Genomic DNA, 22,873 nt, shown 5'->3' with positions numbered 1-22,873 from the left:
CGTCAGAACCAGGTGCCGCGCATCGCGTCGTACCGTGCGGCCGGGCCGTCGTCGCCCTCGGGCACCCCGTTGCGCATGACCATCGTCAGGCCCCCGTCGACGACCGCCACCTCGATCTCCCAGGTCCAGCCGGGTGCGTACTCGTAGGCGACCACCGCCCCGGTGGCCGTGCCCGTCCCGGTGAGGGCGACGACGTCGCGCTGGTGCCAGCTGTCGACCCAGGCCGCGCTGACCGCCCCGTCCTCCCCCGGGACGCCGAGGAGCAGCGTCCCGCTCTGGGGGCCGTCGACGGGATGGACCCACGTGTAGGACACGAGGACGGCCCGACCCGACGCCGCGGCGTCCACCGCCACGGTCGACGCGCCCTCGTCGAAGTGGTCGTCGGGCAGCAGCCGGAACGCGTAGCTGCCCGCCCCGTCCCCCAGCGGGACGTCGTACGGCGTGGTCATGGCGGCCTCCTCAGGCGACGAAGATGCAGAAGGGATGACCCTCCGGGTCGGCGTAGACGTAGAGCGGCTCGTCCGCGTCGTCGGTGCGGTCGAGCAGGACCGTGGCACCGAGCGCGAGGGCGCGGGCGTGCTGCTCGGCCAGCTCGTCGACGCCGGGCACGGTGAGGTCGAGGTGGAGCTGCATGGGGACCTGCTGGTCGGGCCAGGTGGACCGGGCCTGCTCGGCCACCTGCTGGAAGGCCAGGGCCCGACGGCCGTCGGCATGGGTGAGGACCAGCCATTCGAGGTCGTCGACGGCTCCGTGTCCGTCGGGCACCTCGTCCCCGGCCCGGTAGACCAGCCCGAGCAGCTCGCGCCAGAACTCGGCCTCGCGGCGTACGTCGACGGCGTCGAGGACCGTGTGCAGGAGCTGCGGGTGGGACATCAGTACAGGCCCTTGCCGTAGTTGTCCGGCCGGTAGTAGTCGTCGAGGTCCTCCAGCGTGCGCGGCGAGTGCTCGAGCTCGTGGGCGATGACGGCCCGGCGCGGGACGGACCCGGGCTCCCACGACTCGGGGTCCCACAGCCCCGAGCGCAGCAACGCCTTGGCGCAGTGGAAGAAGACCGTCTCGATCTCGACCTCGAGGGCGAGGATCGGCCGCTTGCCCCGGACCGCCATGGCGTCGAAGTACGCCGCGTCGTCGACCAGGCGGGCCCGCCCGTTGATCCGCAGGGTGTCGCCGCGACCGGGGATGAGGAAGGTGAGGCCGACGTGCGGGTTGGCCAGCACGTTGCGGTAGCCGTCGACCCGCCGGTTGCCCGGCCGCTCCGCGATCGCGATCGTGTGCTCGTCGACCACGTGGACCAGCTGCCCGGGCGGGTCGCCCTTGGGGCTCGCGTCGCGGCGTCCCTCGTCGTCCGAGGTGGCCAGCACGCAGAACGGCGTCGCCGCCAGCCAGGCCCGGTCGATGTCGGTGAGCGCGTCGCGCTCCTTGGTCACCGCCAGCCCGGTCGGCAGACCGACGATCGCCTCGAGCTGGTCGACGGTGGTGATCTCCATGCACCGAGCCTAGATCGCTGCGCGGCCGGACGGACCGAACGTGTCCGGTCCAGCGGACCTCAGGCGTGGCGCGTCGAGGTGCGGGGTCGTTCGGTCCGTCCGATGGTCAGCGGTCGCGTGCCCAGTCCAGCTTGTCGATCTCCGGCAGCCGGACCTGGTCCCCCAGCGCCCACTCGACCACGCGCGCCACGTGGGCGGCCGGGACCGCGGGCACCTCGGGCGGGTCCGCCGGGACGTCGTACGTCGTGTGCCCGCCGCGAGGCAGCACGACCTCGAACCCGCGGGACTGGGCCGTACGAGCCGTGGCGAGGACGCACATCTCGGACTGGATGCCCACCACCACGACGGTGTCCACGCCGCGGGAGGTGAGGAGGGCGTGGAGACCGGTCCCGTCGAACGCGTCGTCCCCGGTCTTGGCCACGACGACGTCCCCGTCGGGGACGGGGAGGACCAGCTCCCAGCCCGGAGTGCCTCGCTCGATCGAGGGATCCGCGTCGCCGTCGTCCTGGACGTGGATGACGAGTACGCCGGCGCTCCGGGCGCGATCGAGCAGTCGACCCAGCCGGGTGACCAGGCCGTCGGCGTCCACGACGTCGTGCGGCGGCTCCACGAGGGCGCGCTGCACGTCGATGACGAGCACCGCGGTCCCCACCGGTCCCCCGATCAGACCAGGGAGCCGTCGCGCACGGTCAGCCGCCCGGCGTACACGGTGTGCACGACCTTCGACGTCAGCGAGCGCCCGTGCCACGGGTTGTTGCGCGAGAGCGACACCGAGTCCGCCCGGTCCACGGTGACCGCGGCGGACGGGTCCACCAGGGTCACGTGGGCGGGGGTGCCCAGGGCGAGCGAGCCGTGGTCGGCCAGCCCGGCGATGCGGGCCGGGGTGGTCGACATGACCTGCGCGACCCGCGCCCACGACATCTCCGGGAGCGCCGTGCGGACGACACCCAGCGCCGTCTCGAGCCCGAGCATCCCGAACGCCGCGTCGGTGAACGCGTGCTCCTTGTCGTGCCGGGCGTGCGGGGCGTGGTCGGTGGCGACGGCGTCGATCGTGCCGTCGACCAGCGCCTCGCGCAGCGCGTCGACGTCCTCCTGGGGACGCAGGGGCGGGTTGACCTTGTACGTCGGGTCGTAGCCGGCGAGCAGGTCGGTGGTGAGCAGCAGGTGGTGCGGCGTGACCTCGGCCGTGACGTCGATGCCCTGCGACTTGGCCCACCGCAGCACCTCGACGGTGCCTGCGGTGGAGGCGTGGGCGACGTGGACGCGCGAGCCGGTGTGGCGCGCGAGCATCACGTCGCGGGCCACGATGACCTCCTCGGCGATGCCCGGCCAGCCGGGCAGCCCGAGACGTCCGGACAGCTCGCCCTCGTGGCAGCAGGACGCCGGGCCGGCGAGCGTCGGGTCCTGGGCGTGTTGAGAGATGACCCCGCCGAACGCCTTGACGTACTCCAGCGCGCGACGCATCACCCGGGCGTCGTGGACGCACTTGCCGTCGTCGGAGAACACCCGCACCCGGGCTCGCGAGCGCGCCATCAGCCCGAGCTCGGCGAGCTCCTCGCCGCCGAGCCCGCGGGTGACGGCGCCGACCGGCTGCACGTCGACGAGGCCGGCCTCGCGACCGAGCTCGAGGACGCGCAGGGCGGCCTCGGCGGTGTCGGTGACCGGGGAGGTGTTGGCCATCGCCAGCACGGCGGTGTAGCCGCCGACCGCGGCCGCCCGCGACCCGGTGAGGATCGTCTCGGCGTCCTCCCGGCCCGGCTCGCGCAGGTGGGTGTGCAGGTCGACGAGCCCGGGCAGCGCGACGAGGCCGTCGGCGTCGAGGACCTCGGCCCCCGCGGGCGCCTCGTCCACGAGCAGGCCCGCGTCGTCGACGTACAGGTCCCCGGTCCTCTCCCCCAGCAACGAGGCGCCGGTGATCACCAGACCCATCAGGACTCCTCTCCGGCAAGCAAGTGGTAGAGCACGGACATGCGGACGGCCAGGCCGCTCGACACCTGCTCGAGGACGACCGACTGCGCGGCGTCCGCGGCGTCGGCGGCGATCTCGAGGCCGCGGTTCATCGGGCCGGGGTGGCAGATCGGGGCGTCGGGCTTGAGGGTGGCGAGCCGGTCGCGGGTGAGGCCGTAGCCGACGGTGTACTCCCGCGCGCTGGGGAAGTAGCCGCCCGACATCCGCTCGCGCTGGACGCGCAGCATCATCACCGCGTCGGCCTCGGGGAGCACGGCGTCGAGGTCGTACGACGTCTCGAAGCCCGCCGACGCCGACCACGCGGCGATGCCGCTGGGCATCAGGGTGGGCGGGGCGACCACGGTGACCCGGGCGCCGAGCTTGGTGAGGCACAGGACGTTGGACCGGAAGACCCGGCTGTGCGTCAGGTCCCCCACCAGGACGATGTGGCGTCCCTCGAGCGACCCCATCCGACGCTGGAGCGTGTAGGCGTCGAGCAGCGCCTGGGTCGGGTGCTCGTGCATCCCGTCGCCGGCGTTGACGACCACGGCGTCGACCCACTGGCTCACCTGGTGCGCGGCACCGGAGGCGGGGTGGCGGATCACCAGGCCGTCGACGCCCATGGCGCAGACGGTGAGGACGGTGTCGCGCAGGCTCTCGCCCTTGGACGCGCTGGAGCCCTTGGCGGAGATGTTGATGACGTCGGCGGAGAGCCACTTGCCGGCGATCTCGAAGCTCGAGCGGGTGCGCGTCGAGTCCTCGAAGAACATGTTGATCACCGTGCGACCGCGCAGGGCCGGGAGCTTCTTGACCTCGCGGCGCTGGACGTCGTGCATGTCGGCGGCGGTCTCGAAGATCTCGGCGATGGCGTCGACGGACAGGTCGTCGATGGAGAGCAGGTGCTTCACGCGATCGTCACCTCGTCGATCTCGTCGACCTCGGCCAGTCGCACGCTGACGCGCTCGCTGCGGGCGCTGGGGAGGTTCTTGCCGACATGGTCGGCACGGATGGGCAGCTCACGGTGCCCGCGATCCACCAGCACGGCGAGGCGTACGGCGGAGGGTCGCCCCAGGTCGGCGAGCGCGTCGAGGGCCGCCCGGATCGTCCGACCGGAGAACAGCACGTCGTCGACCAGCACCACGACCTTGTCGTCGATGCCGCCGGGCGGGATCTCGGTCTTGTGCGAGCGCCGCGTCGGCTGCTTGCGCAGGTCGTCGCGATACATCGTGACGTCGAGCTCGCCGACGGCGACCGCGACCCCCTCGACGCTGGTGATGCGCTCACCGATCCGGCGGGCCAGTGGCACGCCGCGGGTGTGGAGGCCGAGCAGGACGAGGTCGGCGGCGCCCTTGTTGCGCTCGAGGATCTCGTGGGAGATGCGGGTCAACGCCCGGGCGATGTCACCGGAGTCGAGCACGATGCGAGGGTCGGCCATGCGGCCAGGACCTCCTTCTCCGCCTCACGGGACGGCTCATTAAAGGATGTCACTGCAGGGGGATGAATCGGCGCCGACCCTACCAGCCGGCGTCGGGAGTACTGTCGAGAGCAACCGGCTGTCGCCGGTCCAACGTCAGGAACTGAACATGAGCGTCGGCTACTCCGCTGCCTACTGGTGGGGCTTCACCCCGTGGAAGAGGGCCGGACGTGAGAGTCGTGCCTCCTTCGACGTCATGCTCGAGCTCGAGGAGAGCGAGCGCGGGCCGCAGCTGGGCCGGGCCCTCGACCTCGGCTGCGGCACGGGTGAGCGCACCGGACACCTCGTCGAGCGCGGCTGGGACGCCGTCGGCATCGACAACGTCCGACAGGCAGTCGACATCGCCGTACGCCGCACCGGCGTCGCCGACACCCGGTTCGTCGTCGGCGACGTCCGCCACCTCGTGCACTCCGGGATCGGCTCGGACTTCTCCCTCGTGCTCGACGTGGGCTGCTTCGAGGGGCTCAGCGACGACGACCGGGCCCTGGTGGCCGCCGGTGTGACCCAGCTGGCCGCGCCCGACGCGACGATGCTGCTGATGTCGACGAGCCCCCAGCGCTCTCCGGTGCGGTCCCGAGGTGCGTCGCAGGAGGACGTCGAGCGGGCCTACGCCGGCTGGACCGTCGTCAGCGCCGCCCCGGCGGACACCAGTGGGATGTCGCGGGGACAACGCGGGTCCTCACCGACGTGGTACCGCCTGCGCCGGAGCTGACCGGACGCCCGACCGCCGGGTTCAGCGCTCCAGGATCGCGACGACGCCCTGGCCGCCGGCGGCACAGATCGAGATGAGCCCGCGACCGCCCTCGCCCGTCGCCGCAGCCCTCTCGTCGAGGATGTGCGCCAGGGTGTTGATGATCCGTCCGCCGGTCGCGGCGAACGGGTGCGCGGCGGCCAGCGACGAGCCGTTGACGTTGAGCTTGTCGCGGTCGATCGCGCCCAGCGGCTCGTCGAGGCCGAGGCGCTCCTTGCAGAACACCGGGTCCTCCCAGGCGGCCAGCGTCGAGAGCACCTGCGAGGCGAACGCCTCGTGGATCTCGTAGTAGTCGAAGTCCTGGAGCGACAGGCCGTGGCGCGCGAGCATCCGCGGGACGGCGTACGCCGGGGCCATCAGCAGGCCCTCGTGGCCGTTGACGTAGTCGACGGCGGCCGTCTCGTGGTCGACGAACCACGCGAGGACCGGGAGGTCGTGCTCCTTCGCCCAGTCCTCGGAGGCGAGCAGGACGACGGACGCACCGTCGCTGAGCGGGGTGCTGTTGCCGGCCGTCATGGTGGCCGCCTCGCCCCTGCCGAAGACCGGCTTGAGGGTGGAGAGCTTCTCCACGGTGGAGTCGGCCCGCAGGTTGTTGTCCCGCTCCACCCCGCGGAACGGGGTGATCTGGTCGTCGAAGAACCCGCGGTCGTACGCCGCCGCCATCTTGTGGTGCGACGAGGCGGCCAGCTCGTCCTGGGCCTCGCGGGTGATCCGCCACTCCAGCGCGGTAAGGGCGGCGTGCTCGCCCATGGACAGCCTGGTGCGGGGCTCGCCGTTCTGCGGGATCTCCAGGCCGATGTCCCCGGGGCGGATCTGCCCCAGCGCCGTCAGCTTGCCCTTGGTGTCCCGGGCCGCGTTGACCTTCATGAGCTTCTTGCGCAGCTTGTCGCTGATCGCGACGGGCGCGTCCGACGTGGTGTCGGTGCCACCGGCGATCCCGACGTCGATCTGGCCGAGGGCGATCTTGCTGGCGACCTGGATCGCCGCCTGGAGGCCGGTGCCGCACGCCTCCTGGATGTCGGTGGCGGGAGTCTCGGCGGACAGCCTCGAGCCGAGCACCGACTCGCGGGTCAGGTTGAAGTCGCGGGCGTGCTTGAGCACCGCGCCGGCGACGACCTCCCCGAGCCGCTCCCCCTCGAGCCCGAAGCGGGCCACCAGCCCGTCGATGGCCGCCGTCAGCATCTCCTGGTTGGAGGCGTCGGCGTAGACCGTGTTGGACCGGGCGAACGGGATGCGGTTGCCGCCGAGGACGGCGACGCGGCGGATGGAGGAGGTCATCCTCCTATCCTTGACCCCCGACCCTCGTCGAGGGAATCCGATGAGGGCCACGTCACGAAATGTGGACGCCCAGTTACACGTGGCGTTACACATGGGAGCGGCACGCGCAGCACCCCCACCCCACGTCATCCGGAGGACCTCACGCCATGAGCGACCGCTACCAGGGCTTCGTCTCCTCGCCGATCGGCAAGATCCTCGCCAAGAACCTGGGACTGCCCAGCCCCACCCGCCTGGAGCGCTACGCCGACGGCGCCCCCCTCGTGACCGGCACCGTCGTGGTCGGCGGGGCCGGGCGCCTGGCGGCGGGACTCCCCGCCCTCCTCGACTCCCTGGGCATCGCCTCGACCACGGCCACCGCCGACGGCGAGCGCCACAAGGCCCTCGTCTTCGACGCGACCGGCATCACCGACCCCTCGGGCCTGGTCGCGCTCCAGCAGTTCTTCACCCCCCTCATGCGCAGCCTCGAGACCTGCCCACGCGTCGTGGTGCTGGGGACCACGCCGGAGTCCGTCACGGGCAGCGAGCGTGTCGCCCAGCGGGCCCTCGAGGGCTTCACCCGGTCGCTCGGCAAGGAGATCGGACGAGGCGGCACCGTCCAGCTGGTCCACGTGACCGAGGGCGCCGACGACGCGATCGCGTCCACCCTCGCCTTCCTCCTCTCCCCCAAGTCGGCCTACGTCTCCGGCCAGGTGGTGCGGATCGGAGCCCACGGCGCGACGACCGCCGGGCCCGTGGCCGACTGGACGCGCCCGCTGGACGGCAAGGTCGCCCTGGTGACCGGGGCCAGCCGCGGCATCGGCGAGCAGATCGCCCGGGTGCTCCACCGCGACGGCGCCACCGTCGTCGGCGTCGACGTGCCGCAGGCGGCCAGCGAGCTCCAGGCCCTGATGCGCGAGCTCGACGGCGACCACCTCGTCCTCGACATCACCGCCAGGGACGCGCCCCAGCGGATCGCGCACCACCTGCGCACCGAGCACGGCGGCGTCGACGTGGTCGTGCACAACGCGGGCATCACCCGCGACAAGAAGCTCGCCAACATGGCCGCCGACCGCTGGGAGAGCGTCATCGCGGTCAACCTCACCGCCCCCGAGCAGATCACCCGGGTGCTGCTCGAGGAGGGCGTGGTGCACGACAACGGCCGGATCATCGGCGTCGCCTCGATCGCCGGGATCGCGGGCAACGTCGGCCAGACCAACTACGCCGCGTCCAAGGCCGGGGTGCTCGGCCTCGTCGACAGCCTCGCCGACGACCTCGACAACGGGATCACCGTCAACGCCGTCGCACCCGGCTTCATCATCACCGCGATGACCGCCGCCGTGCCCTTCGCGACCCGCGAGATCGGCCAGCGCCTCAACGCGCTGAGCCAGGGCGGCCTGCCGGTCGACGTGGCCGAGACGATCGCGTGGTACGCCAGCCCCGGCTCCACCGCCGTCAACGGCAACGTCGTGCGGGTGTGCGGCCAGATGATGCTGGGCGCCTGACGTGACCGCCCCCGAGCCCACGGTCCTCACGGGCGAGCCCGGCGGGGTCGGCCCCCTGCTGCGCGCCGCGCTGCCCGGCGTACCGGGTCTCAACCTGCTGCCCGGCGTCCGCAAGGCGCCCGCCTCGGCGTTCGCCGGGCTGGCCTTCGCGCGCGAGGGCGTCGAGGTGCGGCGACCTCACGTCGACGCGTACGCCGCGGTGTGCGGGTTCCCGCGCAAGGACACCGTCCCGCTGCCCTACCCGCACCTGCTCGCCTTCGGCCTGCACATGGCGATCATGAGCGACCCCGCGTTCCCCTACCCCGCGATCGGGACCGTCCACCTCGAGAACTCGATCACCGCGCACAGGGCGATCGGCGTCGGGGAGATGCTTGACCTCCAGACCTCGGTGGGCGCCCCGCGGCCGCACGCCAAGGGCACGCTGGTCGACTTCGTCACCACCGTCACCTCGGCCGGGGAGACCGCCTGGGAGTCCACGTCGACATACCTGCGCCGCGGACGTGGCGACGACGACGCGGCCGGCGGCCTCGTGGTCGAGGGCGCCCCCTCGGGAGGTCTCGAGTGGCGGCTGCCCGCCGACCTGGGACGCCGGTACGCCGGCGTCTCCGGCGACTTCAACCCCATCCACCTGCACCCGCTGACCGCGAGGGCCCTGGGGTTCCCGCGTCAGATCGCGCACGGCATGTGGACCCTGGCGCGGTCGGTGGCCGCCATCGAGAACCGGCTCCCCGACGCGATCACGGTGGAGGCGGCCTTCAAGAGGCCGGTCCTGCTGCCGGGGACGGTCGCGTTCGCGGACACCGCGGAGGGCGGCGTGCACACGTTCGCCCTGCGCGATCCCCGGGACGGCTCGCCGCACCTGCTCGGCCGGGCCACGCCGGCCTGAGCCGGTCCGGCGGCCCGCTCAGCGGCGGGGGCGCCGGAACCTGATGGCCGTCGTCCGGGTCCCGCGCTCAACGCGCGTGGTGGCGGATCAGGCCCTCCTGCGCGACCGTCGCCACCAGGGTGCCGTCCTCGGTGAAGACCCGTGCGGTGGCGAGCCCACGCCCGCCCACCGCGGTGGGCGACACCTGGTCGTAGAGCCACCAGCGGTCGGCCCGGAACGGCCGGTGGAACCACACGGTGTGGTCCAGCGACGCCATCTGCATGCCAGGCGTCCCGAAGTTGACCCCGTGCGGGACGAGGGCGGCCCCGAGCAGGGTCAGGTCGCTGGCGTAGGTGAAGGCCGCCTGGTGGGTCAGCGGGTCGTCGTCGAGGTCGCCGGCGATCCGGATCCACAGCTGGGCGCGGGCCGGGTGCTCGGGGTCCTCGGGCAGGCCCATCGCGGACGTCCCGAGGTAGCGCACGTCGAGCGCCGACCACTCCCGCTCCCACTCCTGGGCGGCCTCGGGGCCTCGCTGTCCCGCCAGGTCGGCCATCCGGACGCCCCGGTCGGGTCCGACCACGTCCGGCATCCGGTCCTGGTGCTCGAAGCCGTCCTCCGGCTTCTGGAAGTTGGCGGTCAGGTAGTAGATCGGCCGGCCGTGCTGGCGGGCCATCACCCGCCGGGTGGCGAAGGAGCGGCCGTCGCGGATGCGCTCGACGTCGTAGATGATCGGCACGGCCGGGTCACCGGGGCGCAGGAAGTAGGAGTGCAGCGAATGCATGACGAAGGCGTCGTCGACGCTGCGGTTGGCGGCCACCACGGACTGCGCGGCCACCTGGCCACCGAAGACGCGCTGGCGCGAGGTGTCGGCCTGCATCCCCCGGAAGAGGTCGACGTCGAGCTCCTCGAGCACGAGCAGGGAGACGAGCTCCTCGGCTGAGCCGGCCATCAGCGCTCCTCCCCCTTCTCGTCGTCGAGCCCGGCGAGGAACTGCTCGAACTGCTCGCCGATCTCCTCACCGGTCGGCAACGGCTGGTCGGCCGCCAGCAGCGAGCTGCCGGACTCCTCGGCGTCGCGGAACGCGTCGTACTGCCGCTCGAGGCCGTGCACGACCTCGTTGACCTCGTCGTGCGAGGAGAGGTAGCGCTCGATCTCGGTCTCGGTGATCTCGGAAGCCTCCCGCAGGTCGGCGAGGTCGAAGGCGAGGTGGCCGCCGAGCTCGAGCTGCTCGAGCAGCACGGTCGCGGCCTGCGGGTACTCCATCTGGGCGAGGTAGTGCGGGATGTGCACGACGTAGCCGAGGGCGTCGTGGCCCCACTCGCCCAGCCGGATCTCCAGCAGGGACTGGGCGCTCGAGGGCACCCGGAGCTCGCCGCGCCACGGGCTCTCCCCGGTCAGCAGCTCGGCCCGGTTGGCGTGCGGGGTGACCGCGATCGGGCGCGTGTGCGGGACGGCCATCGGGACGGCGCCCAGGCTGACCACGCGGCGTACGTCGAAGCGCTCGACGACCTCGCGCACGGCGCGGGCGAAGCCCTCCCAGCGAATGTCCGGCTCGGGGCCCGTGAGGAGGAGGTAGGGCTGGCCGCCGGCGTCCTCGAGCGCGCGGACGACCAGGCGCGGCGCCTCGTAGCCCTCGTAGTGGTCGCGGACGAAGGCGACGGGCGGCCGCCGGGCGCGGTAGTCGTGGAGGGCGTCGACGTCGAAGGTGGCGACGACGCGACCCTCCGACAGCGACCGGAGGTGACGGGCGGCGACCTCCGCGGACTGGCCCGCGTCGAGGAAGCCGGTGAGCACGACCACCATCGTGAGCCCGCCGGGGTCGACGACCCCCTCGACGTCGTCGACGATGTGCACCAGCCGGGAGGGTTCTGACATGCCCCCAGCCTAGTGAGGACCGCGGCGTGAGCGGGCACACACCCGAGTTGCTGACACGATCTTGTTACCGAGGGGTAACGTGGCGCCCGCTCCACCCCTCTCCCCCATCCCCACACGACCAGGAGAACCCGTGCCCCGTCAGCTGCGAGAGGTCGTCTTCGTCGACGGCGTGCGCACCCCGTTCGGCAAGGCCAAGGGCCAGTACGCCGAGACGCGTGCCGACGACCTCGTCATCAAGTGCATCCGCGACCTCCTGCGTCGCAACCCGTCCCTGCCGCCCGAGCGGGTCGACGAGGTGGCCATCGCCGCGACCACCCAGATCGGCGACCAGGGCCTGACCATCGGGCGCACCGCCGCCCTGCTGGCCGGCCTGCCCCAGAGCGTCCCCGGCTTCGCCATCGACCGGATGTGCGCGGGTGCGATGACTGCGGTCACCACCACCGCCTCCGGCATCGCCTTCGGCGCCTACGACGTCGCCATCGCCGGTGGCGTCGAGCACATGGGCCGCCACCCGATGGGTGAGGGCGTCGACCCCAACCCGCGGATCCTCTCCGAGCGGATCGTCAATCCCGACGCGCTCGTGATGGGCAAGACCGCGGAGAACCTCCACGACCGCTACCCCTCGATCACCAAGGAGCGCGTCGACACCTACGCCGTGCGCTCCCAGCAGAAGACCAAGGCGGCGTACGACGCGGGCTCGCTGCAGCGCGACCTCGTCCCGGTCGCGACCCGCTCCGCCGACGCCGGCTGGGGCCTCGCGACGAGCGACGAGCCGATGCGACCCGAGACCACGATGGAGACGCTGGCGGGCCTCAAGACCCCGTTCCGCGCCCACGGCAAGGTGACCGCCGGCAACGCCGCGGGCATCAACGACGGCGCCACCGCGGCGCTGCTGGCCGACGAGGAGACCGCGCGCGAGCTCGGCCTCCCGGTCCGGATGCGCCTGGTGTCCTTCTCCTTCGTCGGCGTCGAGCCCGAGGTCATGGGCGCCGGTCCGATCCCGGCCACCGAGAAGGCCCTGTCGCAGGCGGGCCTGACCATCGACGACATCCAGGCCTTCGAGGTCAACGAGGCGTTCGCCGTCCAGGTGCTCGCCTTCCTCGAGCACTTCGGCATCGCCGACGACGACACCCGCGTCAACCCCTACGGCGGGGCCATCGCCATGGGCCACCCGCTGGCCTCGTCCGGCGTGCGCCTGATGACCCAGCTCGCCCGCCAGTTCGAGGAGCGCCCCGAGGTCCGCTACGGACTCACCACCATGTGCATCGGCATCGGCATGGGCGGCACCGTGATCTGGGAGAACCCGCACTGGACCGGCGCCGACACCACCGACTCGAACGGAGACAGCAAGTGAGCACCCCCGACATCTCCGCCCTCCTCGCCCGCGCCGAGGAGATCTCCTCCGACGCCGAGCGCGTGACCGCCGCCCACCTGCGCAAGGTCACCCTGCCGCCCGTCGACGGCACCGCCGCCACGATCGGCCTGATCACCCTCGACAACGGCGAGGACCACACCAGGCCCAACACCTTCGGTCCCCGCTCGCTGCTGGCGCTCAACGCCGCCATCGACGAGGCGCTCGCCGACCACACGGTCACCGCCATCGGCGTGACCGGCAAGCCGTTCATCCTGGCCGCCGGCGCCGACCTCACCTCCATCCAGGGTGGTGGCCCCGATGCGGTGCGCGTCGTGGCCGAGCTCGGGCACGCGGTCTTCCGCAAGCTGGGCGAGGGCGGCAAGCCGTCCTTCGGCTTCATCAACGGGCTCGCGCTCGGTGGTGGCCTCGAGGTCGCCCTGCACTGCACCTACCGCACCGTCATGGACTCCGCGCCGGCCCTGGGCCTGCCCGAGGTCATGCTCGGCCTGGTCCCCGGCTGGGGCGGCGCCTACCTCGTGCCGAAGCTCGTCGGTGCCGACAAGGCCGTCACGCTGATCCTCGAGAACCCGCTCAACAACGGCAAGACGCTGGGCGGCCGGGCGGCGTACGACTTCGGGCTCGCCGACGCCGTCTTCGGCGGCGCCGACTTCCTCGAGCAGTCGCTGCTCTGGGCGGCCGACGTGCTGGCGGGGAAGGTCACCGTGGAGCGTCCCGAGGTCGACAGGGACGCCTGGGACGCCGCCGTCGCGCGCGCCGAGGGCATCGTGCAGTCCAAGACCGGCGGGGCCTCCCCGGCCGCGCGCAAGGCCGTCGAGCTGATCGCCGGCGCCCGGGACGCCGACCGTGACGCGGGCTTCGCGGCCGAGGACGACGCCCTCGAGGCGATGTCCCGGACGCCGGAGCTGATCGCCAGCCTCTACGCCTTCGACCTCGTGCAGAAGCGGGCCAAGCGCCCCGCGGGCGCGCCGGACAAGGCCCTGGCCCGTCCGGTCACCAAGGTCGGGATCGTCGGTGCCGGCCTGATGGCCAGCCAGCTCGCGCTGCTGTTCGTACGCCGCCTCGAGGTGCCCGTGGTCCTCACCGACCTCGACCAGGAGCGCGCCGACAAGGGCGTCGCCTACGTGCACGCCGAGATCGACAAGCTGCTCGCCAAGGGCCGCGGTTACAACCAGGACAAGGCCAACCGCCACAAGGCCCTGGTCACCGGTGCGACCGACAAGCAGGTCGCGTTCGGTGACGCCGACTTCGTCATCGAGGCCGTCTTCGAGGAGATGTCGGTCAAGAAGTCCGTCTTCGCCGACGTGGAGAAGGTCGTGTCGGCCGAGTGCGTGCTGGCGACCAACACCTCGTCGCTGTCGATCACCGAGATGGCCGCCGACCTCGAGCACCCCGAGCGGGTCGTGGGCTTCCACTTCTTCAACCCGGTCGCTGTGATGCCGCTGCTCGAGATCGTCCGGGGCGAGCAGACCGACGACGCCACGCTGGCCACGGCATTCGCCACCGGCAAGGCGCTCAAGAAGACGACCATCCTGGTCAAGGACAGCCCGTCCTTCATCGTCAACCGCCTCCTCGGCCGCTTCATGGGCGAGGTCGGCCGGATCGTCGACGAGGGCACCCCGGTGACCGTCGCGGACGGCGCCTTCGCGGGGGTCGCCCCGATGCCGCCCTTCATGCTGCTCTCGCTCGTCGGCCCGGCGATCGCGCTGCACAACAACGAGACGCTGCACCGGGCGTTCCCGGAGCGCTTCTACGTCTCCCCCGCGCTCGAGCGCGTGGTGGCGGCCAAGAAGGGCTCCTACTACGCCCCCGACCTGTCGATCGACCCCGAGGTCGAGGCCCTGCTGGAGAAGCCGGAGTCGCCCGTCGTGCTGACGGCGCCCGAGGTGCGCGAGCGCGTCCTCGCAGGCCTGGCCCAGGAGGCGCAGCTGATGCTCGACGAGGGCGTCGTCGCCGCACCCGAGGACCTCGACCTGGCGATGATCACCGGTGCCGGCTTCTCGTTCTGGAACGGCGGCCTCACCATGCTGCTCGACATCGCGGGCATCTCCGAGAAGGTCAACGGCAAGCGCTTCCACTGACCCACTGACCCAACCGCAAGGGCGTCCGACCACTCCGGTCGGGCGCCCTCGCGCGTTCGTCCCTCGTGGCGCCGAACCTTTTGGCACAGTCGGCTCGTCAGGACAGGTGACACCCACCCACCACTGTCGGGAGCACTGATGCCACGACGCGATCCGGCGGCCTTCGCCGAGTTCGTCGCCGCCCGGTCCGCCGCTCTGCACCGCTCGGCGTACCTCATGGTCGGCGAGCGCCAGCTCGCCCAGGACCTCCTCCAGGAGGCCCTCACCAGGACGTACGTCGCGTGGCCGACGCTGCGGGACCCCTCGAAGGCAGAGGCCTACACCCGCAAGGTCATCACCACGACCGCGATCTCCTGGTACCGCCGCAAGTCGTGGCAGGAGCGCCCGAGCGACGCGATCCCCGAGGTCTCCACCGAGGCCCGCGCCGACGCGATGGCCGACGACGTCGCCCGGCGCGAGTGGGTGTGGACGGCGCTGCAGGCCTTGCCGCCGCGCCAGCGCGCGGCCATCGTGCTGCGCTACTACGAGGACCTCACCGAGGCCCAGACCGCCGCGGCGCTCGGCTGCGCCGTCGGCACCGTGAAGAGCCAGGTGCACGCCGGTCTGGCCTCCCTCCGCAAGACCCTCGACGCCCACGGCGGTGAGCACCTCGAGCTGCTCCCCCGCGACCTGATGGTGGTGACCCGATGACCGGACTCCTCACGGACGTCATGCACGACCGCGCCGACTCCCTCGACGCACCCGACCTGGACGTGGCCGCGATGGTCCGCGACGGCGACCACCGGGCGGGCCGGCGCCGCGTCGTCGGCCTCGTCGGCCTCGTCGCGGCGTCGCTCGTGATCGCCGCCGGCATCACCCTTCCCGCCCTGCTGTCCGACGTCACTCGCGACCCCGAGGTCTCGGCCCCCGTGGTGTCGTACGACCTCGCGTACGCCGTCGGCAGCACCATCCACGACGGGTCGCGCACCGTCGAGACCGATGTGCGGATCAGTGCGCTCGTGCAGGGGGTGAGCGGCTACGTCGTGGCCGACCGGCAGGGTCGCGTGCACACCGTGGTGGACGGCGAGTCCACGCAGGTCGGTCAGCTCGCCGAGACTGATCGTGGCCGGCTCGTGTCCGACGACGACGTCGTCGCCTGGGTCGACGCCGCCGGTGCAGGCACGCTGAGCGTCCTCGACCTCGCCACGGGCGATCGCGTCGACGTCCCGGTGGCCGAGCTCCCGGGTGAGCCCGTCTCCCGGGACGATGCGGGACGGATCGGCGGAGCCGGCGCCCACGTCGCGGCCGTGGACGGACGGACCGTCTACGTCACCGACGCCCGAGGCGTGATGACCTGGAACGCCCTCGACGGCGAGGACCCCGCGCTCCTCGCTGCTCCCGACGGGGTCGAGGTGCAGGTGCTGGACGTCCGGGACGGCCAGGTCCTGCAGGTGGCGCGCGCGTTCGAGCCACGGGAGACCGACGGGTCGACGACCATGGTCCAGGTGGAGGAGCTCCGCGTCGGACCCGACCTGCAGGACACACGCAGCCTGCCGGGGGTGGGCGGGCGGCTCTCGCCCGACGGTCGCCGCGCCGTGCTCTACGACCGGGTCTCGCGCCGCCGCGACCTTCCCTCCTACGACACGACCGTGGTCGGTGAGGTCTCCGGAGACAGCTGGACCTCCGTCGCACCACGGGGCGTCGACAGCGTCACGGCCTACCAGTGGCTGGACGCGGACACCTTCGCTGCATGGGCCGGTTCGTACACCGCCGACTCCGCACGCGAGGACCTGCTGTCGTGCGAGGCGAGCACGGGCGACTGCACCGTGGTGGTGCGCGGGGTCCCGGACGATCTCGTCCCCGCCACCGGCTGGATGTCGCCCTGACGGTGTACTCCCAGCCGGGCCAGCGGCCCGCCGCTGGCTGGTCAGACCCGCGGGGTCTCGGCCCGCTCCGCCTGCTCGGCACGGGCAAGCCGGCTGTGGGTGCGCCCGTAGGTGAAGTAGACGACCAGTCCGATGGCCATCCAGACCAGGAACCGCACCCACGTACCACCGGTCAGGTTGAGCATCAGGTAGACGCACAGCAGCACCGAGAGGCCGGCGACCAACGTCACCGCGGGCGTACGGAACGAGCGGGGCAGGTCGGGGCGCTTGCGACGCAGGACGACCACGCCGACGCTGACCAGGACGAAGGCGAACAGCGTCCCGATGCTGACCAGGTTGACCAGGGTGGCGAGGTCGACGAAGCCGCTGATCACCGCGACCGCGACGCCGGTGATGGCGGTGAAGATGTAGGGCGTGCCGAACTTCGGGTGGACCTTCGCCAGGCCCCGCGGGAGCAGCCCGTCGCGGGCCATCGCGAAGCCGACGCGGGTCTGACCCAGCATCAGGATCATGACGACGACGATCAGCCCGATGCAGGCACCGATGGCGATGAGGCGGCCCATCCACTCCATGCCCACGGCGTCGAAGGCCGTGGCGAGGGGGGCCGCGTCGTTCTCGTCGATGTCGGAGTACTTCTGCATCCCCGTGACGACCAGGCTGACGGCCATGTAGAGCACGGTCACGACCACGAGGGAGATCAGGATGCCTCGGGGCACGTCGCGCTGCGGGTTGAGGGTCTCCTCGGCGGTGGTGGCCACGATGTCGAAGCCGATGAAGGCGAAGAACACGATCGAGGCGCCGGCGATCACGCCTGCGATGCCGTAGACCGCCGGGTCGATGCCGAGCATCCAGCTGATCAGCGTCTGGTCCATGAACCCGCCGCTGCCCTCGGGCGCGGGGCGCGACTCCGGGATGAACGGGGAGTAGTTGTCGGTGTCGATGTGGGAGATGCCGAAGACGATGACCGCGCCGACCACGAGGAGCTTGATGGCCACGACCACCTGGTTGATCCTGCTGGAGAGCTTGATGCCGACGATGAGCACCGTCATCATCAGCAGCGAGATGACCACCGCAGGCAGGTCGACCACACCCTCGGCGGCGGAGCCCAACGAGGACGGCACCTCGAGGAACGTCCCCTCGAAGACCTCCTGGAAGTAGCCCGAGAAGCTGGTCGCCAGGGCCGCCGAGCCGATCGTGAACTCCAGGACGAGGTCCCAGCCGATGATCCACGCGATGAGCTCGCCGAAGGTCGCGTAGCTGAAGGTGTAGGCGCTGCCGGCCACGGGGACGGTGGAGGCGAACTCCGCGTAGCAGAGCGCTGCCAGTGCGCAGGCGAGACCGGCGATCACGAACGAGATGGTGATCGCGGGTCCCGCGTTGGTCTTCGCGACCGTCCCGGTGACCACGAAGATCCCGGCTCCGATGATCACCCCGACACCGAAGATGACCAGGTCGAGGAGGCCGAGGTTCTTCTTGAGCCGGTGCTCCGGTTCCTCGGTCTCGGCGATGGACTGCTCGACTGACTTCGTCCGGAAGAGACTGCTCATCCGGGCAACCTATCCCCGCACGCTGCTACTGGCGAGTCACTCGTACGGGCACCGGCACCCGCCGTACCGGACGGGTCAGGAGCGCGTCGAGAGGACCCGCTGGGGCGGGGGTCGGGGTCGACCGGTGGTCAGCTCGGGTGCGGGGCGTCGACGGACAGGCGACCGTCGTCGAGGGCCGTGACGTCCTCGACGATGCCCCGCGCGATGGTCTGCGCATCGAGCCCGATGCGGGCCAGGATGACGTCGCGCTTGGCGTGGTCCAGGAACTCCTGCGGGATGCCGTGCAGGCGGAAGGGGGTGGTGACGCCGGCGTCGTTGAGGGTCTGCAGGAGCACGGCACCACAGCCCCCGATGCGGCCGTTGTCCTCGATGCTGACGACCAGCGAGTGCTGGCGCGCCAGGTCGACGATCGCGGGGTCGACGGGCTTGACCCAGCGCGGGTCGACCACGGTGACGCCGATCCCCTGCGCCGTGAGCCGCTCGGCCACGTCGACGGCGACCGTGCACATGGAGCCGACGGCGACGACGAGGACGTCCTGCTCGCCGTTGCGGACCAGGACGTCGGCGCCACCCGCCTTGGACAGGGTGTCGATGTCCTCGGGCGGCGGGCCCTTGGGGAAGCGCACCACCGTGGGCGCGTCGGAGACCTCGACGGCCTCGTCGAGCAGCTCTCGCAACCGGGTGACGTCGCGCGGCGCGGCCAGTCGCAGGCCGGGCACGACCTGGAGGATCGACATGTCCCACATGCCGTTGTGGCTGGCGCCGTCGTCACCGGTGACGCCGGAGCGGTCAAGCACGAACGTGACACCGCACCGGTGCAGGGCGCAGTCCATCAGGACCTGGTCGAACGCGCGGTTGAGGAAGGTCGCGTAGACGGCGAAGACCGGGTGCAGACCGCCCATGGCCAGGCCGGCGGCCGACGTCGCGGCGTGCTGCTCGGCGATGCCGACGTCGAAGGTGCGCTCGGGGAACCTCGTGGCGAAGGTGTCGAGGCCCACCGGGTGCATCATCGCGGCGGTGATGGCGACGACGTCCTTGCGGCGCTCGCCCACCTCGACCATGGCGTCGGAGAAGTGGTCGGTCCAGATGCGTCCCTTGGGCTTCTCGGCGCCCGTCTGGACGTCGAAGGGGCCGGGAGCGTGGAACTGGTCGGCCTCGTGCCGCTCGGCCGGGTCGTAGCCGTAGCCCTTGCGGGTGATGGCGTGCACGATGACCGGACCGCCGAAGCGCTTGGCCTTGGTGAGCGCGCCCTCCATGGCCGTCCGGTCGTGGCCGTCGATCGGACCGACGTACTTGAGGCCGAGGTCCTCGAAGAGGCCCTGCGGGGCCAGGGCGTCCTTCATGCCCTTCTTGACCGCGTGCAGCGCGTCGTACGCCGCGTGCCCGATGCCGGGGACGGCGTTGAGGCGGCGCTTGACGACCTCGAGGAGGCGTTCGTACTGGGGGTCGGTGCGCAGCGTGGTGAGCGCCGTCGCGAGGCCGCCGATGGTGGGCGTGTAGGAGCGGCCGTTGTCGTTGACCACGATCACGAGCCGGCTCTGCGGGTTGATCGCGATGTTGTTGAGCGCCTCCCAGGCCATGCCGCCGGTGAGGGCACCGTCGCCGATGACGGCCACGACGTGGCGCTCGAGGCCCTGGATGGCGTAGGCCTTGGCCAGGCCGTCGGCGTAGGACAGCGCGGTCGACGCGTGGGAGTTCTCCACGATGTCGTGCTCGGACTCGGCCTGGCTCGGGTAGCCGCTGACGCCACCCTCCTTGCGCAGCGTCCCGAACGCCTCGCGCCGCCCGGTGACGAGCTTGTGGACGTAGGACTGGTGCCCGGTGTCGAACACGACGCGGTCGTGCGGGCTCTCGAAGACCCGGTGGATCGCCAGCGTGAGCTCCACGACGCCGAGGTTGGGACCGAGGTGGCCGCTGTTGGTGGCGACGGTCCGGATCATGAGGTCCCGGATCTCCGCGGCCAGCGCTTCCAGCTGGTCGTCGCTGAGCCCGCGCAGGTCCTGCGGGGACGTGATCGACTCGAGATGACCCATGGCGGGGAGTCTATTTCATGCCAGGTCGTAGACGGCCACTGCCGGCTCGTGGAGGCTCCCCATCCAGACCCGGCCCGCGTGCTCCCGGACCCCGGTGACCATGTGGTAGCCGGGGACGTGCAGGTCGATGTCGTGCACCAGCGCGCCGTCGTCGTCGTACGCCTGCACCCGGATCGTCTGCTGCGGGCTGGGCTGCAGGCGCTCGGGGATCCGGGTGACGAGCCTGCGCACCACGTGGGGGGCCTTCTGGAGCCGCTCGACGAGCGGGTCGAGGGGGCTGGCGATGGTGACCCAGATGAGCCCGTCGCTGCCGCGGGCGATGTTGTCGGGATATCCGGGCAGGTCGCCGACGAGAAGGTCCCGCTCCCCCGCCCGCGGGCCCCGGAGCCAGTGGCGTACGACGGTGCGCGCGCCCGTCTCGGCCACGGCGACGAAGCCCTCGTCGGCGGCCAGGGCGACCCCGTTGGCGAAGGCGAGGCCGTCGAGGACGACGGTGACCGTGCCGTCGGGGTCGCGCCGCAGCAGCCGTCCGGTGCGGGTGTCCTGGACGAAGTCGTCCTTCCACTGCTCGATCCCGAAGCGGGTCGAGGAGTCGCTGAACCAGATCGTGCCGTCGCCCGCGATCGCCGCGTTGTTGCAGAAGCGCATCGCGGTGCCGTCGACCCGGGTGAGCAGCGTCTCGACGGGGGCGTCGGCCCCGTCCGGACTGCCGGCGACGTGGACCACGAGCAGGCCGCGGTGGGCGTCGCAGACGAGGAGGTCGCCGTCGTCGAAGAGCTCGATCCCCAGCGGACGCCCGCCGGTGTGCGCGACCCGCTGGACCCGCCGGCCGTCGGGGCTGAGCCGGAAGATCGAGCCGTCCTCGGTGCCGGTGTAGACGTGGCCGTCGGGCGCGACGACGACGTCCTCGGCGCCGGGACCGGGCACGGGGTGGACGGTGAAGGTCATGGGGCCATGCTGGCGTACGTCGGCGAGTCGAGGAAGGCCGGGACGATGTCGGCCGCCGCGCTGGAGAGGTCGAGGCCGCGAGCCTCCACCGGATCGACGAACACGATCCGCCGACCCTCGTGGCACTCGATGTCGTCGTCGGTGAGGTCGGTCGCGGCGACGAAGACCTGCATCCGGTCGAAGGTGCCGTAGGCCGACCGGTGGTCGACCACGAACTCCCTCCACATCTCCAGGGTCCCGGGGGCCAGCCGGACCCCCGTCTCCTCCTCGAGCTCGCGGTAGGCGCCGGGCTCGAAGTCCTCGCCCGGGTCGAGGTGGCCGCCGGGGAGGCCCCACTTCTCCGGGTCGATGCGGGGGTGCTCGTCCCGCTCCTGCAGCAGCAGCCGGCCGCGCGGGTCGACGAGGAGGACACCGGCGAACAGGTGCTGCCCGGTGGCGTCGCGCCACTCCAGGACCCGGGGCAGCATGAGGGTGGCGGCACGGACGAGCGGGAGGTCGTCGAAACGCGCCGGGTCGACGAACACCATCTGGCGTCCCTCGCCGCAGACCACGTCGTCGTCGGAGACGCCCAGGCGCACGACGAACGTCTCGAAGTCATCCTCGCCACCACACGCCGGGTTGTGGAAGCGGGTCACACCGAGGGAGTCCAGGTGGTGCGGCTCGACCACGAGACCGGTCTCCTCCGCGAGCTCGCGGACGGCGGCCGCGCGGAAGTCCTCACCCTCCTCGACCCCGCCACCCGGGAGGCACCAGCGGTCGGGGTCGAACCTCGCGTGCTCGTCGCGTTCCTGCATCAGGACCCGACCGCGGTGGTCGACGACCGCGACGGAGGCGAAGGTGTGCATGCCCGCGACCCTAGCCACGTGCCCGACCTGGGGCATGACACGCGTGCGGTGGCCACGGCACCATGGGTCCATGGCTACCCGGGGGACGAGGGCGCTGCAGGTCGGACGAGGGTCGGTGACGTTCACCGTGCTCGCGGCCGCGACGGCGATCGTCGCGGGCACGGCGGTGGCGCTGCTGGGTTTCGTCTTCCCCGACCTGGGTGCCGACGCAGCGTCGGAGTCAGAGCCGTTGCCGTCGGGGGTCGAGCAGGTCGCGGACCTGCCGGTCGCCCCCACCGTGCTGGTGGTGCTCGCCCTGGTCCTGGCCGTCACCTCCGCCGCGATGGTGCTCACCGAGTCGCAGGCGCGGGCGGTGGTGCTCAGGTGCGTTCTCCTGGTGGCCGGCCCGCTGGTCGTGCTCGTCGGCGCGCAGCTCGTGCCGCACGTCGTGACGCCCTGCTGGGCCGGCGAGGTGCCGAGCCTGTGCGAGGCCGACGGCAACGGTGGTCTCGACTTCCCCGACACGGTCCACCCGTTCGGCCACGCCCTGCTGGGCTGGCTGCCGCTGACGCTCCTGTACGTCTGGACCCTGCGGCGCTGGTGGCCCGAGGTGGTACCACGGTGGGTGCCGGGCCGCTCCTCAGAGCCGCGCGACGTACCTGCGGCCGCGTAGCGCGTCCTCGACGAGCCCGACGGCGCGACGGGTGGACTGGAGGCGCGCGTCGTCCAGCTGGAAGGTCTGGACCGCAGCGTCGACGACCTCCAGGGTCGCCACGTCCTTGAGGTCGGCCCGGATCTGGCTGAGCCCGCGACGGCAGGCCGCCTGCTGCGCCTCGACGTGCAGCACGGCGAACCGTGCCAGCACCACGACGTGGCGCCGCAGGCCGGGGTAGCGGCGGTACTCGGCGGGGCACAGGTCCAGGAGCCAGCTCGCCGCGGTGACCTCCCAGTCGGGAGCGTCCGGCGGGCGGACCTCCCGCGGCCAGCCGGGGGGCGCGACGGAGGAGACCATGCCTCATCATCTCTCGAACGTCCGTTCGAACGC

23 protein-coding genes are annotated in these 22,873 nt (G+C 72.0%); 8 read left to right on the top strand and 15 right to left on the bottom strand.

Translation table 11 applies throughout. The features are described 5' to 3' along the window. Positions 1–2: 2 nt before the first annotated feature. The 7 genes from ASG88_RS04025 to pyrR form a co-directional block, all read right to left on the bottom strand. On the bottom strand, positions 3–449 hold the full coding sequence (locus ASG88_RS04025; protein ID WP_056886144.1) for a hypothetical protein: 447 nt from the start codon (positions 447–449) through the stop codon (positions 3–5). 10 nt (positions 450–459) lie between these two features. Beyond that, positions 460–873 carry a VOC family protein gene (locus ASG88_RS04020; protein ID WP_235534717.1) on the bottom strand — a complete coding sequence of 138 codons (414 nt, stop codon included), beginning with the start codon at positions 871–873 and terminating at the stop codon, positions 460–462. Further along, positions 873–1,487: a pyridoxamine 5'-phosphate oxidase family protein gene (locus tag ASG88_RS04015; protein ID WP_056886143.1), complete on the bottom strand. Its 615-nt coding sequence runs from the start codon at positions 1,485–1,487 to the stop codon at positions 873–875. Before ASG88_RS04015 ends, ASG88_RS04020 begins: the two co-directional genes overlap by 1 nt. 106 nt (positions 1,488–1,593) lie before the next feature. After that, a complete protein-coding gene (locus ASG88_RS04010) occupies positions 1,594–2,139 on the bottom strand; it encodes a cysteine hydrolase family protein (RefSeq protein ID WP_235534716.1) in 546 nt (181 codons plus the stop codon). 11 nt (positions 2,140–2,150) lie between these two features. Next, positions 2,151–3,416 carry a dihydroorotase gene (locus tag ASG88_RS04005; protein WP_056886142.1) on the bottom strand — a complete coding sequence of 422 codons (1,266 nt, stop codon included), beginning with the start codon at positions 3,414–3,416 and terminating at the stop codon, positions 2,151–2,153. Continuing rightward, positions 3,416–4,342 (bottom strand): aspartate carbamoyltransferase catalytic subunit, encoded by a 927-nt coding sequence (locus tag ASG88_RS04000; RefSeq protein WP_056886141.1) that lies wholly within the window; start codon positions 4,340–4,342, stop codon positions 3,416–3,418. The genes ASG88_RS04005 and ASG88_RS04000 overlap by 1 nt, the downstream gene beginning before the upstream one ends. Further along, positions 4,339–4,869 (bottom strand): bifunctional pyr operon transcriptional regulator/uracil phosphoribosyltransferase PyrR, encoded by a 531-nt coding sequence (gene pyrR / locus ASG88_RS03995; protein WP_056886140.1) that lies wholly within the window; start codon positions 4,867–4,869, stop codon positions 4,339–4,341. Before pyrR ends, ASG88_RS04000 begins: the two co-directional genes overlap by 4 nt. Before the next feature lie 148 nt (positions 4,870–5,017). On the opposite strand from pyrR, the gene ASG88_RS03990 reads away from it, so the two are divergent. Continuing rightward, positions 5,018–5,620, top strand: coding sequence for a class I SAM-dependent methyltransferase (locus ASG88_RS03990; RefSeq protein WP_056886139.1), 603 nt, complete (start codon positions 5,018–5,020; stop codon positions 5,618–5,620). Between the two features lie 21 nt (positions 5,621–5,641). On the opposite strand, the gene ASG88_RS03985 is transcribed toward ASG88_RS03990, so the two are convergent. Beyond that, on the bottom strand, positions 5,642–6,937 hold the full coding sequence (locus tag ASG88_RS03985) for an acetyl-CoA C-acetyltransferase (protein ID WP_056886138.1): 1,296 nt from the start codon (positions 6,935–6,937) through the stop codon (positions 5,642–5,644). A gap of 146 nt (positions 6,938–7,083) precedes the next feature. Between ASG88_RS03985 and ASG88_RS03980 the strand changes: the two genes are divergently transcribed. Both ASG88_RS03980 and ASG88_RS03975 read left to right on the top strand, forming a co-directional pair. After that, a complete protein-coding gene (locus ASG88_RS03980) occupies positions 7,084–8,418 on the top strand; it encodes a 3-oxoacyl-ACP reductase (protein WP_056886137.1) in 1,335 nt (444 codons plus the stop codon). Position 8,419: 1 nt separating this feature from the next. Next, the gene (locus ASG88_RS03975; protein ID WP_056886136.1) at positions 8,420–9,304 is read left to right on the top strand and encodes a MaoC family dehydratase; all 885 of its coding nucleotides are present in this window, start codon (positions 8,420–8,422) and stop codon (positions 9,302–9,304) included. A gap of 67 nt (positions 9,305–9,371) precedes the next feature. Here ASG88_RS03975 and ASG88_RS03970 read toward each other — a convergent pair whose 3' ends face one another. Together ASG88_RS03970 and ASG88_RS03965 are read right to left on the bottom strand one after the other, a co-directional pair. After that, entirely contained in the window at positions 9,372–10,232 is an 861-nt protein-coding gene (locus ASG88_RS03970) for an acyl-CoA thioesterase (protein ID WP_056886135.1), read from the bottom strand. Next, complete coding sequence (locus ASG88_RS03965; RefSeq protein ID WP_056886134.1) at positions 10,232–11,158, bottom strand: PAC2 family protein; 927 nt, start codon at positions 11,156–11,158, stop codon at positions 10,232–10,234. Before ASG88_RS03965 ends, ASG88_RS03970 begins: the two co-directional genes overlap by 1 nt. Before the next feature lie 130 nt (positions 11,159–11,288). Between ASG88_RS03965 and ASG88_RS03960 the strand changes: the two genes are divergently transcribed. The 4 genes from ASG88_RS03960 to ASG88_RS03945 all read left to right on the top strand — a co-directional run bounded on the left by ASG88_RS03960 (position 11,289) and on the right by ASG88_RS03945 (position 16,476). After that, positions 11,289–12,512: a thiolase family protein gene (locus ASG88_RS03960; RefSeq protein ID WP_056886133.1), complete on the top strand. Its 1,224-nt coding sequence runs from the start codon at positions 11,289–11,291 to the stop codon at positions 12,510–12,512. Next, positions 12,509–14,611 (top strand): 3-hydroxyacyl-CoA dehydrogenase NAD-binding domain-containing protein, encoded by a 2,103-nt coding sequence (locus ASG88_RS03955; protein ID WP_056886132.1) that lies wholly within the window; start codon positions 12,509–12,511, stop codon positions 14,609–14,611. Before ASG88_RS03960 ends, ASG88_RS03955 begins: the two co-directional genes overlap by 4 nt. 138 nt (positions 14,612–14,749) lie before the next feature. Further along, the gene (locus ASG88_RS03950; protein ID WP_082599877.1) at positions 14,750–15,301 is read left to right on the top strand and encodes a SigE family RNA polymerase sigma factor; all 552 of its coding nucleotides are present in this window, start codon (positions 14,750–14,752) and stop codon (positions 15,299–15,301) included. Continuing rightward, complete coding sequence (locus ASG88_RS03945) at positions 15,298–16,476, top strand: hypothetical protein (protein WP_056886131.1); 1,179 nt, start codon at positions 15,298–15,300, stop codon at positions 16,474–16,476. The genes ASG88_RS03950 and ASG88_RS03945 overlap by 4 nt, the downstream gene beginning before the upstream one ends. Before the next feature lie 41 nt (positions 16,477–16,517). Here the strand turns inward: ASG88_RS03945 and ASG88_RS03940 are convergent, their stop codons facing one another. The 4 genes from ASG88_RS03940 to ASG88_RS23715 form a co-directional block, all read right to left on the bottom strand. Further along, positions 16,518–18,023, bottom strand: coding sequence for an amino acid permease (locus ASG88_RS03940; protein WP_056886130.1), 1,506 nt, complete (start codon positions 18,021–18,023; stop codon positions 16,518–16,520). A 128-nt stretch (positions 18,024–18,151) separates the two neighbouring features. Further along, positions 18,152–20,056 (bottom strand): 1-deoxy-D-xylulose-5-phosphate synthase, encoded by a 1,905-nt coding sequence (gene dxs, locus ASG88_RS03935; RefSeq protein WP_056886129.1) that lies wholly within the window; start codon positions 20,054–20,056, stop codon positions 18,152–18,154. A 15-nt stretch (positions 20,057–20,071) separates the two neighbouring features. Continuing rightward, positions 20,072–21,004: an SMP-30/gluconolactonase/LRE family protein gene (locus ASG88_RS03930; RefSeq protein WP_056886128.1), complete on the bottom strand. Its 933-nt coding sequence runs from the start codon at positions 21,002–21,004 to the stop codon at positions 20,072–20,074. Beyond that, a complete protein-coding gene (locus tag ASG88_RS23715; RefSeq protein ID WP_235534715.1) occupies positions 21,001–21,849 on the bottom strand; it encodes an NUDIX domain-containing protein in 849 nt (282 codons plus the stop codon). The genes ASG88_RS03930 and ASG88_RS23715 overlap by 4 nt, the downstream gene beginning before the upstream one ends. 70 nt (positions 21,850–21,919) lie before the next feature. Between ASG88_RS23715 and ASG88_RS03915 the strand changes: the two genes are divergently transcribed. Beyond that, positions 21,920–22,501 carry a hypothetical protein gene (locus tag ASG88_RS03915; RefSeq protein WP_157559543.1) on the top strand — a complete coding sequence of 194 codons (582 nt, stop codon included), beginning with the start codon at positions 21,920–21,922 and terminating at the stop codon, positions 22,499–22,501. Here the strand turns inward: ASG88_RS03915 and ASG88_RS03910 are convergent. Continuing rightward, entirely contained in the window at positions 22,469–22,840 is a 372-nt protein-coding gene (locus ASG88_RS03910) for a hypothetical protein (protein ID WP_056886126.1), read from the bottom strand. The two genes, ASG88_RS03915 and ASG88_RS03910, sit on opposite strands and share 33 nt — an antisense overlap. Positions 22,841–22,873: the final 33 nt, after the last annotated feature.

The organism is Nocardioides sp. Soil777, from assembly GCF_001428425.1.
GTDB classification, from domain to species: Bacteria; Actinomycetota; Actinomycetes; order Propionibacteriales; family Nocardioidaceae; genus Nocardioides; species Nocardioides terrigena.
The sequence above is the reverse complement of the archived record's forward strand: the minus strand, read 5'-3'. Positions and strand labels throughout refer to the sequence as shown.